Raw genomic sequence first — 16699 nt, 5'->3', positions numbered from 1 at the left:
CCGACATCATGGGCGAGATCAGCGCCGCCAGCTCCGAGCAAAGCCAGGGTGTCAGCCAAGTGGGCGAAGCCGTGACGCAAATGGATCAAGTGACCCAGCAAAATGCCGCGCTGGTAGAGCAAATGGCTGCCGCTGCGGGCAGCCTGCGCGCCCAAGCCCAAGAGCTGGTGCAAACCGTGGCGGTGTTCAAGCTGGGCGCGGCTCAGGCCACGTCACTGGCAGCGCTTTAAGCGCCCAGCAAAACTGCCAGCTGAAAAATGCCAGCCAGACGGAGGCTGGAAAGTGGTTGAAATCGCGCCGCCAGGTGCGCCGCAATGCCTGCACGCGTCTGCATGAGAAAATCTGTGTTTATTTGTCACCCCAAACGCACAGGATTACTCTCATGGAAGCAGAACGCATCAACGCCATTGGCAACCAACTCACCAGCCTGACTGAGCGCACGCTTGAATTACGGGGGTATCTTTGACTACGATGCCAAGTTTGAACGCCTGAGAACCGTCAACGCCAGCCTGGAAGACCCCAGCGTCTGGAACGACCCCAAGCGTGCCCAAGAGCTGGGCAAAGAGAAAAAGGCGCTTGATGGCGTGGTGGTCACCATTGACGACCTGCAACGAGAACTGTCAGACAACACCGAGTTGTTTGAAATGAGCCGTGATGACGGCGATGAAGCCGGGCTAATCACCATCGAGGCTGAGGCCGCCAAGCTTGAAGAGGTGGTCAAAGGCCTTGAATTCCGCCGCATGTTCAACAACCCAGCCGATCCGCTGAACTGTTTTCTGGACATTCAAGCCGGTGCCGGTGGCACCGAGGCCTGCGACTGGGCCAGCATGTTGCTGCGCCAGTACCTGCGCTACTGTGAGCGCAAGGGTTTCAAGACCGAGATTGAAGACGAAACCCCGGGCGACACCGCTGGCATCAAAGGTGCCTCGTTCAAGGTGGAAGGCGAATACGCCTTTGGCCTGCTGCGCACCGAAACCGGCGTTCACCGCCTGGTGCGCAAAAGCCCGTTTGACTCATCCGGTGGCCGCCACACCAGCTTTGCCAGCGTGTTTGTGTACCCCGAGATTGACGACACGATTGAGATCAACATCAATCCCGCCGACGTGCGCATTGACACCTTTCGCGCCAGCGGCGCGGGTGGCCAGCACATCAACAAAACAGACTCTGCCGTGCGCATGACGCACATCCCCACGGGCATTGTGGTGCAGTGCCAAGACGGCCGCAGCCAGCACAGCAACCGCGACGTGGCCTGGAAGCGCCTGCGCTCGCGCTTGTATGACCATGAGCTGCGCAAGCAGCAAGAAGAGCAGCAAAAGCTGGAAGATGGCAAGACCGATGTCGGCTGGGGGCATCAAATTCGCAGTTATGTGCTTGACAACAGCCGCATCAAAGACCTGCGCACCAATTACGAGACATCGGCCACGCAAAAGGTGCTTGACGGTGACCTGGACGCCTTCATTGAAGCCTCTTTGAAACAAGGCGTGTGATGCCATTTGCTATGTTTAAAAGAGCTATCTACGCTTATAAATAAAGCGCTAGAGGCCTGTTTATTACATAAACACCTGAACTGTTGGAATCAATTTTTTTGGAGACTCTCAATGTTGCAACTGCGTGACTCATCTGCCCCCGCCCATCTGGTGCGGCGCGCCGACTACACCGCCCCGGCGTTTTGGATCGACACCGTTCACCTGACTTTTGACCTGGACCCGGCCAAAACCCGCGTGCTCAACCAAATGACGCTGCGCCGCAACCCAGACGTGCCCGCTGCAGCGCTACGCCTGGACGGTGACGAGCTCAACCTGGCGCGCGTGCTGGTCAATGGTGCGGGCACCTCGTTCAAGCTTGATGCCGGTCAACTGGTGCTGGAAAACCTGCCCGAAGGCAACGAGCCCTTTACGCTGGAGATTTTTACCACCTGCACCCCGGCCAAAAACACCAAGCTGATGGGCTTGTATGTGAGCAACGACTCGTTTTTTACCCAGTGCGAGGCCGAGGGCTTCCGGCGCATCACCTACTTTCTAGACCGCCCGGATGTGATGGCCATGTTCACCGTGACATTGCGCGCCGACAAAGAGAAATACCCGGTGTTGCTCAGCAATGGCAACCTGCTTGAAAGCGCAACGCTGGAAGATGGCCGCCACAGCGCCACCTGGGTCGACCCGTTTAAAAAACCTTGCTACCTGTTTGCCCTGGTGGCGGGCATGCTGGTGTGCCGCCAACAGCAAGTGGTGTCGCGCAGTGGCAAGCCGCATCTGCTGCAGGTGTATGTGCGCCCCGGCGACATGGACAAGACCGAACACGCCATGCAGTCGCTGATCAAATCTGTGATCTGGGACGAAGCCCGCTTTGGTTTGGCGCTGGACCTGGAGCGCTTCATGATTGTGGCCACCAGTGACTTCAACATGGGCGCCATGGAAAACAAGGGTCTTAATGTTTTCAACACCAAATATGTGCTGGCCAACCAGGCCACCGCCACCGATGTGGACTTTGCCAACATCGAATCGGTAGTCGGCCACGAGTATTTTCACAACTGGACCGGCAACCGCATCACCTGCCGCGACTGGTTTCAGCTCAGCCTGAAAGAAGGCCTGACGGTGTTCCGTGACCAGGAATTCAGCATGGATTTGTGTGCAGAAGCATCAGCCCGTGCCGTCAAGCGCATTGAAGACGTGCGAGTGCTGCGCACCGTGCAGTTCCCCGAAGATGCTGGCCCCATGGCGCACCCGGTGCGGCCAGACAGCTATGTCGAGATCAACAACTTCTACACCGTCACCATTTACGAAAAAGGTGCCGAGGTGGTGCGCATGATGCAAACCCTGGTCGGAAGAGACGGTTTTGCCAAGGGCATGACGCTGTACTTTGCCCGCCACGATGGCAATGCGGTCACCTGTGATGACTTTGCCCAGGCAGTAGCTGATGCCAACCCCGAGTCGCCCTTGGCGCAGCAGCTGCCCCAGTTCAAACGTTGGTACAGCCAGGCTGGCACACCACACTTGGCGGTAACCAGCCACTTTGATGCAGCGGCTCAGACCTACACCTTGAACTTTGTCCAAAGCTGCCCGGTCACGCCAGGGCAAGAAGCCAAAGAACCGTTTGTGATTCCGATCAGCCTGGGGCTGCTGGGTGCTGCCAGTGGAGCCGCCCAGCCCTTGCGTGTGCAAGGTGGCTGCCAGAGCGTGGGAGACAGCCATTTGTTTGTCATGTCACAAGCGCAAGAATCCATCACGTTCGAGCAGGTGCCAGAGGAGCCAGTGCCGTCAATTCTGCGGGGCTTTAGCGCGCCGGTGGTGGTGGACTATGCCTACACCGATGCCCAGTTGCTCACGCTGCTAGCCAACGACCCCGACCCCTTCAACCGCTGGGAAGCCGGGCAACGTTTGGCACTGCAAAGCGCTATTAAATCAATAGCTTCTAGCGCAATACCATCAAGCGCTACAGGCCTAAATGATGCATACATTGCAGCCATGCGCACGGTCTTGCGTCACCCCACTTTGGACGCCGCGTTCAAAGAATTGGTGTTGACCTTGCCGTCTGAGACCTACATCGCAGACCAGCTTGAGGTGATTGACCCGCAACGCATTCACGCTGTGCGCGAGCGCATGCGCGAACAACTGGCAACGGCCTTGCTGGAAGACTGGCAATGGGCTTACACCGCACATTGCCAAAACGGCGCTTACCAGCCAGACACTTTGTCAAGCGGCCGCCGTGCTTTGGCCGGCATGGCGCTGGGCTACTTGTGTCTGGCTGCACGCCACACGGCTGATGCAGTCTGGCCAGGCAAGGCCTACCAGCGCTTCAAAGATGCCGACAACATGACCGACCGCTTCAACGCCTTGAGCGCGCTGGTGCAAAGTGCTCACCCCCTGTCCACACCGGCACTGGCACGGTTTCACAGCCTGTTTCAACACGAAGAACTGGTGCTGGACAAATGGTTTGCACTGCAAGCTGGCTGCACAGACCGGGCGGGCGAAGTGTTGCCTGCCGTGCGCCAACTGCTCAAACACCCCAACTTCAACCTTCGCAACCCCAACCGGGCACGCAGTTTGATCTTCAGCTATTGCAGTGCCAACCCCGGCGCCTTTCACCGCACCGATGCCGCAGGTTACGTGTTTTGGAGTGACCATGTGCTGGAGTTGGATGCCATCAACCCGCAAGTGGCAGCCCGTTTGGCACGCGCACTGGACCGCTGGAAAAAGCTGGCAGAGCCTTATCGACAAGCGGCTCGCGAGGCGCTCCAACGCGTGACAGCCAAAGCCGATTTAAGCAACGATGTGCGCGAAGTGGTCAGCCGCGCACTGGCAGACTGAACGACTATTTTCAACATTGCAAAGAGGACACAGCATCATGCCAAAACGTATATCACTGACGCGCTACCTGGTGGAGCAGCAGCGCATGAAGGGCCACATTCCGTCTCAACTGCGCCTGCTTTTGGAGGTGGTAGCCCGCGCATGCAAACGCATCAGCCAAGCTGTCAACAAAGGCGCGCTGGGCGATGTGATGGGCAGTGCTGAAAGTGAAAACGTCCAAGGTGAGATGCAGAAAAAGCTCGACATCATTGCCAACGAGGTGTTGATTGAAGCCAATGAGTGGGGTGGCCATTTGGCCGCCATGGCCAGCGAAGAAATGGAAGGCATCTATGTGGTGTCCAACCGCTACCCGCAAGGCGAATATTTGCTGATGTTTGACCCCCTTGATGGCTCCAGCAACATTGATGTGAATGTGAGCATTGGCACCATTTTCAGCGTGCTGCTCAAGCCCGAAGGCGTGGGCGTGTCTGAGCAAGACTTTTTGCAACCCGGCACCAAACAGGTCGCAGCGGGTTACTGCGTTTATGGCCCGCAAACCACCCTGGTGTTGACGGTAGGCGATGGCGTGGCAGTGTTCACGTTAGACCGGGAACAAGGCTCTTTTGTGCTGACAGAAGAAAACTTGCGCGTGCCTGAAGACACCAAAGAGTTTGCCATCAACATGAGCAACCAGCGCCACTGGGCGGAACCTGTGACCCGCTACATTGACGAGTGCTTGCAAGGCAAAGACGGCTCGCGCGGTAAAGACTTCAACATGCGCTGGGTTGGCAGCATGGTGGCTGATGTGCACCGCATCCTGACCCGCGGCGGTGTCTTTTTGTACCCATGGGACAAACGCGAACCCGAAAAGCCAGGCAAGCTGCGGCTGATGTACGAGGCCAACCCGATGAGCTGGTTGATAGAGCAAGCCGGTGGCGCCGCCACCGACGGCAACCGTCGCATCATGGACATCACACCCAGCAAATTGCACGAGCGCGTGAGCGTGTTCATGGGCTCCAAAAACGAGGTGGAGCGCGTGATCAGTTACCACCGGCAAGGATGAGCTGACAGTTATAATTTCTGCTTTAAAGCCGGTGTAGCTCAGTCGGTAGAGCAGCTCATTCGTAATGAGAAGGTCGGGTGTTCGATTCATCTCTCCGGCACCAATAAAATCAAGGAAAATCCGCTACTTAAACCGTATCGGATTTTTTTTGGGCTAGCACCGGGCTAGCACTGCAAACAAATCAGTCTTGCAAAAATGCTTCGTTGAGTGCTCGGTTAGAGATGTGACTGTTGCCGCCCACCAAGAGCAGTGTGCCCCCAGCGGTAAAACTGACAGTGGCTGAAAAACACATGCTGATGCTCCGAGCTTGTTTGTTAGAGTTTGACTGAAGGCAATGCGAGATGAAAATAGCCGTAAAGCAAATCAATTGCTGGCAAATCTTTATACATTTTTAGCCTCTGAAGCTTATCCATTAAGCGCTTAAAGCTACTATTTTTACATCGCATTTAATCCTGAATCAGCCTTGTGAAAAACGCACTGCGCGCGCCGCGTCCAGCAGGTTTGCCGTACCCATCGCCAATGAATCAATAGGGGTGGCGTCGGCCAGCCAAGTGTTGGGTTCGCAGAACCAGGTGGCTACTTCCCAAGCGTTATAAACCACCACCAGTTCGGCCAGCACAGCGCTCAAACCAGGGCGAAGCACCATGCCAGCGGGTTGGAATTGAAACAATGGCAGCCAGATTTTGGATTGCCATTCAATGCTGATAACTTCGCGCCTGACCAGCCAGCCAGCCAGCGGGGAGATGTCATTTACACCCTGCCGTTTAAACCGCGCAGCCACCTCCTGTGCTCGCGCCAAGCCACCGCTACGCCGGTAGGCATTGAGCAGATCCACAAACAGGTGGTTTTGAGCATATTCCTGAGCCAGTCGGCTGGCATGGTTTTGACCATGTGGCGCAGAAAAGCATTCCAAGCTCTTCGGGCACAACTCAGGCTTAAATTCGATGGCGATCTGCATGGTATTTCCTCAGTAAAGACCTGACAGTAGGGGCAGCACGCTGTGGTGATCTGTGCGCTGGCTAACCCACCTTACGAAGGTGCTGGTCATTGCCTGCCATGCGTGCGTTTCTGCAATTCGTTGACGCTTCGTTCGCCAGCGTACAGATCAGCAGGTTTGAACCGCAGAAAATTTTTTAGGTGTGGGGCCGCCTCTTTTGTGGCAGGCCTTTAGGTTTCGCCCGCAAGGGTCTTCAAGAGGTCATTTATGAAACACATCAAACTTTGCACCAACACAAGCCCCGGGATCCTGCGCGTCATCTTTCGAATGGGGGCAGTGGTCAGTGCGCTCGCCCTGGCGCAGGCTGGCTACGCCGCCACGGCCACGGGTCTCATGACTGTGACCGCCACCGTGGCTGCCAGTTGCGTGGTTGGCACCTCAACACTGGCTTTTGCCAGCGCCACCAGCGCCGCCATCGCCGCCGGCAATGTGGATGCCACAGGAACCATTGCGGTGAATTGCACCTCTGGCTCGGGCTATACGGTCTCACTCGGGGCTGGTACGGGTACCGGCGCGACCACCGCCAGCCGAAAGATGACCGCTGGCACCCAGTTGTTGTCTTACACGGTCTACACCACCGAAGCGCGCACCACGGTGTGGGGCGACAACACCACTGGCAGCGGTTCTGTGGCTGGCATTGGCACCGGCGCCAGCCAATCGATCACGGCTTACGGCCGCATCTTTGCCGGACAGGTGGTGTCAGCCGCCACTTACGCTGACACCCTGAATGTGACCGTAACGTACTGAGACCACCCCATGAAAAACCTTTTATCCCCACTTTCAATCGCACTCTCAGGCCTGCTCCTGGCAGGTGCAGGTGCAGCCACCTGCCAGGCGGGTTCGATCCAAATGACACCAGTGCGTGTCAACCTCTCCAACGCCGCCAAAGTGGCCGTTCTGACGGTTCACAACACCGGCAGCGAAGATTCGGTGATGCAGGTCACCCTGAACAAGTGGACGCTTGATGGTCAAAACTTTGTTTATCAGCAGTCACAAGATCTGGTCATCACCCCCGTCACTTTCCGCCTCACCGCAGGTGCCCAGCAAATTGTGCGCATTGGCCTGACGGGCACTCCACCAGTTGAACGCGAGGGCACGTACCGCCTGCTGGTGGAGGAAATCCCCCCGCCGGCATCTGCCACGGTGACCGGCACCCGCATGGTGGTGCGCCATGATTTGCCGGTGTTTGTGGCTCCCTTGCAGCCAGTCAAAGCCGCGCTGGATGTCAGCGTGCAATGCCAGTCTCAAGGCCCCAGGCTGCGGCTGACGAATATTGGCAATGTCCACATGCAGTTGCGCAGCGTTGCCTTGCTCAACACGGCAGCCAATGAAGTCTTGTGGAGCTCGGAAAATATTGACTACCTGCTGCCCGATTCGCAAAAAAGTTGGGACTTGACCCTGAAGAAACCCGCCATGGGTCAACACCTTCTGGTGACCACCCTGACCGACCAGGGCTCGTTCACTGCAGATGTCAAAAACGATTGTTCTTAGTCGGCTAGTCTTGCTCATTGCCCCACTGGTTGGGGCAATGCCCGTTTGGGGTCAAGCTTTGCCACAGGCTCCCACCTATGCCACGGTGATTCTGGCCGTCAGCGTCAATGGCTTGCCTGGCGACCAGGGGGTGGTGCTGCTGCAAAACCCGCCGAATCAGTTATTTGCGCCCATCACGCTGCTGCAAGACTGGGGTCTGCTGCTTGCGGGGCAAGGCATGACGGCTGCCAACGGTTTGCGCTACATGGATTTGGCCAGCCTGCCCGGTGTGAGCTTTAGCTGGGATCAGACGCGAACCGAGCTGGCCATCAGCGCTGCGCCGCACGCCTTTTTGACCACGCGCGTCAATGCCGGTGAAGAACTCACTGCCAAAGTGGCTCCCTACACGCCGGGGGCTTACATGAACTATGACGCCTCCATCACCGACAGCCCTGGTCTGCATGAGCGCCAAGCATTGGTGGATGTTGGTCTGTTTCAGGGTGAGGGTTTGTTCACCAGCAGCTTCGCGGTAGGTACGGCTGGCAACACGCGCTTGATGAGCAGCTTTCAAACCGATCAGGTCAGTGTCATGAAGACTCTGCGAGTGGGTGACAGCTACAGCAGCGCAGGCGCCTGGGGTCGTCCAGTACTCTTTGGCGGATTTCAATTTGGAACCAACTTTGCCATTCGGCCGCATTTCATCCCCATGGCCTTGCCCAGTGTGTCGGGTCGGGCGCTGCTGCCTTCTACGGTGGACGTGTATGTTGACAACGCTTTGCGCACCCAGCAAAACGTCTATGCCGGAGCGTTCTCGATTCAGAATTTACCGGTACTTTCCGGCGCGGGTGAGGTACAAGTGGTGGTGAAAGACCTGCTCGGGCGTGAACAAGTGCTGACTCAGTCGTTTTTTGCCAGCCCTATCCTGTTGCGGCCCGACTTGGTCGAACAATCGTTTGAAATGGGTTGGCAGCGCAACAACTTTGGGCAGGCCAGCCACGATTACAGCGACCCGTTTGCCGCCCTGACTTACCGCAAGGGTATGAGTCCGCGCGTTACCGCCGAAGCACACCTGGAAATACAACGAAACATGTCCGCCGCCGGGTTGTCTGGTGCGGTCAGCTTGCCCACCCTGAGCAGTGTGGCCGAGGTGTCAGCTGCCATCAGCCATGCCAGCCATTTCAATCCTGGCACCCTGCTGGGTGCAAGCTACAGCTACTTGGGCAAACGCTGGTCGGGTCACGCTTCTGTGCAATGGCAAAGTGGGAGTTTTCACCAGTTGGGCAGTAACCCGGATAAGTTGGTACAACAAAGCGGCTCGGCACAACTCAACCTGCCGCTGGGTGCAGGCAAATTGTCGGTGAACTATTTGCGTCATCAGCTGGTGGGCGCTGACTTGATGCGCATCGTCAACCTGAATTTTTCACAGCGCCTGGCCAGCAACCTGCATGCGTCCATGGTGATGTTCAAACCACTGTTCCCAAGCGCTGGCACCACCCTGGGGCTGACACTGACACTGCTGTTTGACGCGCAGCATGTGGTCAGCAGCAGCCTCAGTGGTGGCACAGACACCCATTCAGCGTACACCACGGTGTCGCGAACCACACCTCGCGACGGTGGGTTTGGCTACAGGCTTGCCAGCCTGAACGGCAGTGACCCGGCCCGCCAGCAGGCCAGCCTGGCACACAACCAGTCCAACGGCAGCTTTCAGGCCGAAATGGTGCACCAGCAGACCGATGTCAGCACCCGTCTGAGCGCCCAGGGCGGGCTGGCACTGATCGATGGTGACGTTTATTTTGGCCCCCGACTGGATGAGAGCTTTGCCGTTGTGAAAGTGGCAGGGGTCGCCAAAATACCCATCTATCTGGAGAATCAGGTGGTGGCACATACCAATGCGCGCGGTCGGGCCGTGGTCGGGCCCCTGCGGGCTTACCAGGACAACAACATCAGCCTTGACCCACTCACTCTCAGACTGGACACCACGGTGAGTACGGTCAAACATACTGTGGTTCCGCGCAGCCAGGGTGGTGTGCTGGTTGATTTTCAAGCCCGCAAAATATACCGTGTCACGCTCACCATGCTGGACCAGGCAGGCACCGTGTTACCACCGTGGACAGCTATTGAGGTGCATGGTGTGGCTCAAGGCTTTGTCATCGGATACCGGGGCGAGGTGTTTGTTGAATTGCCACAGCCCGGTACCAATTTAGCGATGGCCCGCTTGCCGGATGGCAGCCGCTGCCAATTCACCGTCGATGTGCCTGTGGGTACACCCAATTTGTCTTTCTTGGAACCCATCACATGCCTACCCGTCTAATGAGTCAATGGTGTATGACGCTGTGTGTCTTGATGGGATTGATAAACGGCGTGCCCGCCATGGCTGAAAGTTGCCATGTATCCACGGCTGCATTGGCTTTTGGTGCCTACAACACTGCGTCACCCGCACCGCTTGATGTCATGGGCAGTCTGGATCTGCACTGCAGCAACAAGGTTCACGCCGAACTTTCCCTGAGTGTCGGCAATGGCACAGGTGCCAGCTATTCAGGCGGACGAAAAATGACCCGCGCTGGCGGCTCAAATACCTTGACCTACAACCTGTATGCTGATGCTGCCCGCACCCGGGTACTGGGCGATGGCACACACGGCAGCGTCACGCTCAAGATCAACAGCAACAAGAACAATTACAGCCAAACCATTTGGGGTCGTTTACCGGGTGGGCAAACGTCCGCACTGCCTGGCAACTACCAAGACATGGTTGTTGCCACAGTATCCTATTGACCGTGTTCTTGCGCAACAGACATGCATGATTTTTATGACGAATCAACCACACACTTCAATGGCAACACCACCGGGCGACTGGCACCTGCGCGACGCGCATGAGTTGGTTGCAGCCCACGAGGTAGATCCGGCACACGGGCTGCAAGAGCACCAGATCAGCCAGCGCCGACTTGAATTTGGTGCCAATGCGCTGCCCATTGCCGACACGCTCAGCCTGTGGTCTCTGGTAGTGGCGCAGTTCAGCGATTTCATGATTCTGGTGCTGGTGGCAGCGGCCATGGTTTCTGGCCTGATGGGCGAATGGGTCGATACGCTGGTGATTCTGGTCATTGTGCTGCTCAATGCCATCATTGGTCTGGTGCAATCCTGGCGGGCCGATCAGGCGCTGGCGGCACTGCAACGCCTGTCTGAGGCGCAGGCCATGGTGCTGCGCGGTGGCCAGGTTCAGCACGTGCCAGCGCACATGCTGGTGCCAGGTGACATTGTGCTGCTAGAAGCGGGTAACCAGGTACCCGCAGACCTGCGACTAATCAAGACAGCGCAACTCAAGGTGGATGAATCGGCACTGACCGGCGAATCAGTCACCGTGGACAAACACACTGACATGCTTGAAGGCCCAGCACACGCGCTGGGCGACCGGCTCAACATGGCCTTTAAAGGAACCACGGCCACACACGGCCGGGGCCGGGGCCTGGTGGTGGCCACCGGCACTGCCACCGAGTTGGGCAAAGTGGCTGGACTGCTCAAACAAAGCAACAACCGCAGCACACCTTTGCAACTGCGTCTGGCCGCTTTTGGCAAGCGCGTGGCACTGGCAGTGCTGGGCATTTGTGGCGTGATCTTTACCGTGGGCGTGCTCCGCGGTGAAGCGCCCCTGCTGATGATGCTGACCGCCATCAGCTTGGCTGTGGCGGCCATTCCTGAGGCACTGCCAGCAGTGGTGACGGTATTGCTGGCTTTGGGTGCGCGCAAGATGGTGGCCATCCATGCGCTGATTCGTCGCCTGCCCTGCGTCGAGACGCTGGGCTCGGTGACCACTATTTGTTCTGACAAAACCGGCACCCTGACGCAAAACCGGATGCAGGTGCAATGTCTGATTGCAGGTGCTGCCACCGAGTGCTCAGGCTGGCTGCCGGGTGCCGGGCCAGCCGATGCAGCGCACGCCGAACTACTGCAAGCGGGTGCACTGTGCAACGATGCCACGGCCGCGCCGGATGGCGGCTGGCTGGGTGACCCTACTGAGACTGCATTGACGGATGTGGCCGCATTGGCCGGATTGGTCAAAGCTGATTTGGATGCGCAATGGCCCCGTGTGCAGGAACTGCCGTTTGACGCGGTGCGCAAGCGCATGAGCACCTTTCACCGTGCCCCAAAAGGCTTCAAGGCTTACACCAAAGGTGCCCCTGAATCGGTGCTTGGGCTGTGCACCAGCCAATGGTCAGAACCCAAGGGCAACAACGGTAACTTTGATGCAAGTGCCTGGCTGGCACGCGCCGACGCATTGGCAGCGCGTGGCCTGCGCGTGCTGGCTTTGGCGTGTCGTGGGCATGACACACTGCCGATGGATGGTGCAAACGCAGAATCCATTGAACGAGACCTGTGCCTGATTGGCCTGATCGGGCTGATGGATCCCCCTCGCCCGCAGGCCCTTGATGCCGTGCGCGAATGCATGATGGCAGGCATCACCCCAGTGATGATCACCGGTGACCACCCCGCTACAGCGCGCGCCATTGCGCTGCAATTGGGCATCGTTACAAATGCTGATGCCCCCGTGCTCACAGGAGCCGACCTGATGCGCCTGGATGACAACGCCCTGATGGCCCAGGTGCGCCAGGTGCACGTCTATGCCCGTGTGGATCCGGCGCAAAAAATTCGCATTGTGCAGGCATTGCAAGCGCACGGCGAGTTTGTTGCCATGACGGGGGACGGGGTCAACGATGCCCCGGCACTCAAGCAGGCCGACATCGGCATTGCCATGGGCAAAGGTGGCACCGATGTGGCGCGTGAAGCGTCCAGCCTGGTGCTGCTGGACGATAACTTTGCAACCATCGTCAAAGCGGTGCGCGAGGGGCGGCGCATTTACGACAACATCCGCAAGTTTGTCCGCTATGCCATGACTGGCAACTCCGGCGAAATCTGGACCATTGCCCTGGCTCCCATGCTGATGCTGCCAATACCCCTGCTGCCCATCCACATCTTGTGGGTGAACCTGGTCACCGATGGCCTGCCCGGCCTGGCACTGGCCACTGAACCAGCCGAGCACGGCATCATGCAGCGGCCGCCGCGTGCACCCACCGAGAGCCTGTTTGCCGATGGCATGTGGCAGCACATCCTGGGCGTGGGTCTGTTGCTGGGCGGGCTGTGTCTGAGCATCCAGGCTTGGGCCATCACCACTGGCCACGCGCATTGGCAAACCATGGTGTTTACCGTGCTCACGCTGGGGCAGATGGCACATGTGATGGGAATTCGCTCCGAAACCGAGCCACTGTGGCGTTTGGGCCTGACCAGCAACCGGCCGCTGCTGGGTGCAGTGCTGCTGACTTTCTGCCTGCAAATGGCAACCATTTACGTGCCATTTTTGAACCCCATCTTCAAAACTCAGCCGCTTAGCTTGCCGGAACTGGCCTTGTGTCTGGGGGCTGCTGGCATTGTTTGGGTGGTGGTCGAGATTGAAAAAGCCTGGCGGCGTAGCCGCCGTGCCCAAGCAAGCTAGTGTGGGGGAAACCTGTGCGTTCGCCAGCGCACAGACCAGGCGCTGGCCGGTGCAGATACTCAAGTTTTGTAAACCTTGGCAATGCCTGACTTCAAGGCCAGCCGGTTGGAGAACGACATGCACAAACCCATAGCACCCCGTCACGCCTGGTGTACCGCCGCACACAGTGACACCACGGCCAGCTTTCGCGCAGATTTGGCCACACTCAGGGTGCACCTCAAAGCCTGCCCGCAAGAGCACCGACATCTCTTGGCCTTGTATGGTGCAAGTGCCTCCATTCACGGGTTTGTGGCCAACCGCCTGGTCACCACACTGGTGGTCATTGCGGCATCCATAGGCGTTGGTTACTGGATGCTCTAAGCGCATGGTGCGGCTCACATTACGATCATTGCTGCCCAATGCACCTGCTGCGTTGTGCCAGATTCTTGACCCTGTACAGGGTTCGATTCAGAGCCCCATACGTTCTGAAATTTTTGGACCACAGCGTTTTGCCCAGCATGGCCGTAGCTTGGGTGAAACACATCGCGACACGCGTGTGTCACCTGGTGGCGCCCATTTTTTCCCTCGCATTCAGAACAATCTGCAAGCACTGCGCATCGCGCTCCACTACATTGGCGTTCAGGCCAACACGGGTTATGACATCAGCCCTGCTGCCGAGTGGCTGCTTGACAACACGCACCTGATCGAGGCTCAACTCACTGAAATTCATGCCGGATTGCCGCGCAGCTACTTTTCAGCTTTACCCAAACTGATCGACGAACCCTTGGCGGGCTTGCCGCGTGTTTATGGCGTAGCCTGGGCGTTTGTGGCACACACCGACGGCGCTTTTGATGAAGGCATGTTGACGCAGTTCTTAAACGCTTACCAAGAGGTGTGCGAACTCAACTTGAGTGAAATGTGGGCTTTGCCGACCACCTTGCGGGTGGTGTTGATCGAGAACCTTCGCCGGTTGGCGGAACAAGTAGCGGCCAACAAAGCGGCCCGCGAGGCGGCCAATCTCTATTTTGACCAGCTTGGCAGATCCAGCCTGAAAACAGGTTCTGAGCTGTTGAAGCTGCTCAGCGCGCGCGGTGTTGGGGCTGTATTTTTAGTGCAATTGGTCTTGCGTTTACAAGACCTCAGACTGACCGAACCATCACCTATACAACTTGAGTTTCAGAATTGGTTGCACCTGGCTTTACCGGACTCCTCCGCCATGCAATTGCAGCAGGGCGCAGATCAAGCAGCCGACAACCTGAGTGTCAGCAATGCCATCACCTCCCTGCGTGCCGTCGGCGATGCCGATTGGCCAGATGTCATTGCCCGCACCAGCACCCTGATGCGTCTGATGTTGACCTCACCCGTCTTTGAGGCTGAGGCCACCATCACCCGAGACCAGACCCTGCATGCCATTGAAAAACTGGCAAAGTGTTGTGCGCAATCTGAACTAACAGTAGCCCAAACTTTGCTTGCGCTGATGCGCACACCCGAAGCGGATAACGGTGTTGGCTCTGTGGCAGCCCACTGGTTGCATGGTCGCGGGAAACCCAAGTTGTGGAATGCCTTGGGGTTATCCGGTCGGACAGTTGAAACACGACAATTTCTTGCCCGCCAGCTGGTCTTGCCTGCGTATTTGGGGGTGATACTGTGCTTTTTGATTCTGCTGGTTTGGCTGTTGCTTCACCGCAGCGAATCAGCCAACAGCACCACCCTGTGGGTCGTGCTGTTGGCGTTATTTCCCGCTTCCGAGGCGGTCATCGCCGTCATCCACCGTCTGATCAGCGAGTCGGTTCGTCCCCGATACCTGGCACGCTTGGCACTGCAAACGGGCATTCCGGCCGAACACCGGGTGATGGTGGTCATTCCCTGCATGCTCACCAGCGCTGGCTCAACCCTCGGGCTGATCAACCGTCTGGAATTGCACTACCTGTCCAACCCCGAACCACAGGCTCAGTTTGCCTTGCTGAGCGATTGGGCAGATGCCCCAGGCGCAGTCACCGATGCCGATGCAGAACTTCTGGCACAGGCGACTCATGGCATCAGGATGCTCAACACCCGTTACCCAAGACGGGAAGACGAGCCCAGCCGCAGACCACGCTTTATCGTCTTGCACCGACCGCGTCATTACAGCGAGTCGGAACAACGCTGGATCGGTTGGGAACGCAAACGCGGCAAGCTGGAACTGCTCATCACCACATTGGCTCAGGAAGACCACTTTGCGTTTCTTGATCTGGGTGACATCAGCACCGTTGAGCCTGGCACGCCGTATGTGGTCACATTGGACAGTGACACCCAGCTTCCGCCTGGTCGACTTCGCGAGTTGGTAGGTGTTGCCGCACATCCCAACAACCTGCCACGCCTGGCCGCCGATGGCCTCACGGTGGTGGGCGGTTACGGCATCTTGCAACCCCGGGTCGCCACGCCGCTGCCTGCGGTCAAGGAATTCACGCTATACCATTGGTTGTTTGCTGGTCAATGCGGCATAGACCCCTACAGCGCTGCCAGCTCCGAGATCTATCAGGATATATTTTCTGAGGGCACGTTCACCGGCAAAGGCCTGCTCAACGTTCGCGCCATGCACGCCGTACTGTCTGGACGCTTGCCGCAAGACCAGGTGCTGAGCCACGATTTGCTTGAAGGCTCCATGGCGCGTTGCGCGGCCGTGAGTGACCTGGCCGTGGTGGAGGACGCCCCTTTTCATGCTGATGTGGCCGCCTCGCGGATCCACCGTTGGACCCGTGGGGACTGGCAACTGCTGCCGTTCATCCTGACCCCAGGCGCTTACAGCCTGAAGCCGATTCACCTTTGGAAGATGCTTGACAACCTGCGACGCTCCCTTGTCGCACCCGTGTCTTTGGCCTTGCTGCTGATCACCTTCATGGGCTTGGTGATGTCACCTTGGGTGGCACTAGTCCTGGTTTTTGCAGCATTTTCAGCTGGGCCGGTGATGGGTGCTGTGGTTGGATTTGTCCCCAGCCATGATGGTCTGGCCAAAGGGCATTTTTACCGTGCTGCCTTCATCGATCTGGCGCGAGCCTTGTGTGGTGGTTTGTGGCAATTGGTTCAGTTGTTGCAACAATCCCTGCTGGCGCTGGACGCAATTGGCCGAGCGCTTTACCGTATGACCGTCAGCCAACGCCACCTGTTGCAATGGACTACTGCGGCCACAGCCCAAGCCCAAGCACAAGCCAAGAGTGGCCTCGCAGGCATCCTGCGCCAACACCGTTTTGAGCCGGTGGTGGCGCTGCTTCTGATGGTGGCCATGCTGTGGGTCGAAACTCCTTTCCCCTGGCTAACTGTCATGAATCCAAGCCGACGCCCCGGATGATGAAAGAAACTCTAGGGTGGAGGTGACGGGGTCGATGCCGAGAAAATTCTTTGGGAGCGAGCATCCCGATAACTAACTTGGCACGCCTACA

At 57.8% G+C, this 16699-nt stretch carries 11 protein-coding genes, 1 tRNA gene and 1 pseudogene; 12 read left to right on the top strand and 1 reads right to left on the bottom strand.

The genetic code is table 11. From position 1 onward, the window contains the following. The 5 genes and pseudogenes from PHT20_RS14730 to PHT20_RS14710 all read left to right on the top strand — a co-directional run. Positions 1-230: pseudogene (locus PHT20_RS14730) on the top strand (hypothetical protein); the annotation flags it as partial. A gap of 152 nt (positions 231-382) precedes the next feature. After that, a protein-coding gene (gene prfB, locus PHT20_RS14725) for a peptide chain release factor 2 (RefSeq protein ID WP_301021109.1) occupies positions 383-1487 on the top strand; the annotation gives its coding sequence in 2 pieces (ribosomal slippage) (positions 383-463 and positions 465-1487; 1104 coding nt in all). A gap of 111 nt (positions 1488-1598) precedes the next feature. Next, entirely contained in the window at positions 1599-4307 is a 2709-nt protein-coding gene (pepN, locus tag PHT20_RS14720) for an aminopeptidase N (protein WP_301021108.1), read from the top strand. 37 nt (positions 4308-4344) lie between these two features. Then, the gene (locus PHT20_RS14715; RefSeq protein ID WP_301021107.1) at positions 4345-5349 is read left to right on the top strand and encodes a class 1 fructose-bisphosphatase; all 1005 of its coding nucleotides are present in this window, start codon (positions 4345-4347) and stop codon (positions 5347-5349) included. Between the two features lie 27 nt (positions 5350-5376). Beyond that, positions 5377-5452: transfer RNA gene (locus PHT20_RS14710), tRNA-Thr, on the top strand. 354 nt (positions 5453-5806) lie between these two features. Here the strand turns inward: PHT20_RS14710 and PHT20_RS14705 are convergent. Next, positions 5807-6307, bottom strand: coding sequence for a hypothetical protein (locus PHT20_RS14705; protein ID WP_301021106.1), 501 nt, complete (start codon positions 6305-6307; stop codon positions 5807-5809). A 246-nt stretch (positions 6308-6553) separates the two neighbouring features. Between PHT20_RS14705 and PHT20_RS14700 the strand changes: the two genes are divergently transcribed. The 7 genes from PHT20_RS14700 (at position 6554) to PHT20_RS14670 (ending at position 16608) form a co-directional block, all read left to right on the top strand. Then, on the top strand, positions 6554-7093 hold the full coding sequence (locus tag PHT20_RS14700) for a spore coat U domain-containing protein (protein ID WP_301021105.1): 540 nt from the start codon (positions 6554-6556) through the stop codon (positions 7091-7093). Between the two features lie 9 nt (positions 7094-7102). Beyond that, positions 7103-7837 (top strand): molecular chaperone, encoded by a 735-nt coding sequence (locus PHT20_RS14695; protein ID WP_301021104.1) that lies wholly within the window; start codon positions 7103-7105, stop codon positions 7835-7837. Between the two features lie 37 nt (positions 7838-7874). Then, the gene (locus PHT20_RS14690) at positions 7875-10127 is read left to right on the top strand and encodes a fimbria/pilus outer membrane usher protein (protein WP_301021103.1); all 2253 of its coding nucleotides are present in this window, start codon (positions 7875-7877) and stop codon (positions 10125-10127) included. After that, entirely contained in the window at positions 10112-10588 is a 477-nt protein-coding gene (locus PHT20_RS14685; protein ID WP_301021102.1) for a spore coat U domain-containing protein, read from the top strand. Before PHT20_RS14690 ends, PHT20_RS14685 begins: the two co-directional genes overlap by 16 nt. A 58-nt stretch (positions 10589-10646) precedes the next feature. Continuing rightward, positions 10647-13301: a cation-translocating P-type ATPase gene (locus PHT20_RS14680; protein ID WP_301021101.1), complete on the top strand. Its 2655-nt coding sequence runs from the start codon at positions 10647-10649 to the stop codon at positions 13299-13301. Positions 13302-13418: 117 nt separating this feature from the next. Next, positions 13419-13661, top strand: coding sequence for a hypothetical protein (locus PHT20_RS14675; protein WP_301021100.1), 243 nt, complete (start codon positions 13419-13421; stop codon positions 13659-13661). Between the two features lie 148 nt (positions 13662-13809). Continuing rightward, a complete protein-coding gene (locus tag PHT20_RS14670) occupies positions 13810-16608 on the top strand; it encodes a hypothetical protein (protein ID WP_301021099.1) in 2799 nt (932 codons plus the stop codon). Positions 16609-16699: the final 91 nt, after the last annotated feature.

This window comes from Rhodoferax sp. (assembly GCF_028715765.1).
Taxonomy (GTDB): Bacteria; Pseudomonadota; Gammaproteobacteria; order Burkholderiales; family Burkholderiaceae_C; genus Rhodoferax.
This window is presented reverse-complemented; position numbering and strand designations above follow the sequence as displayed.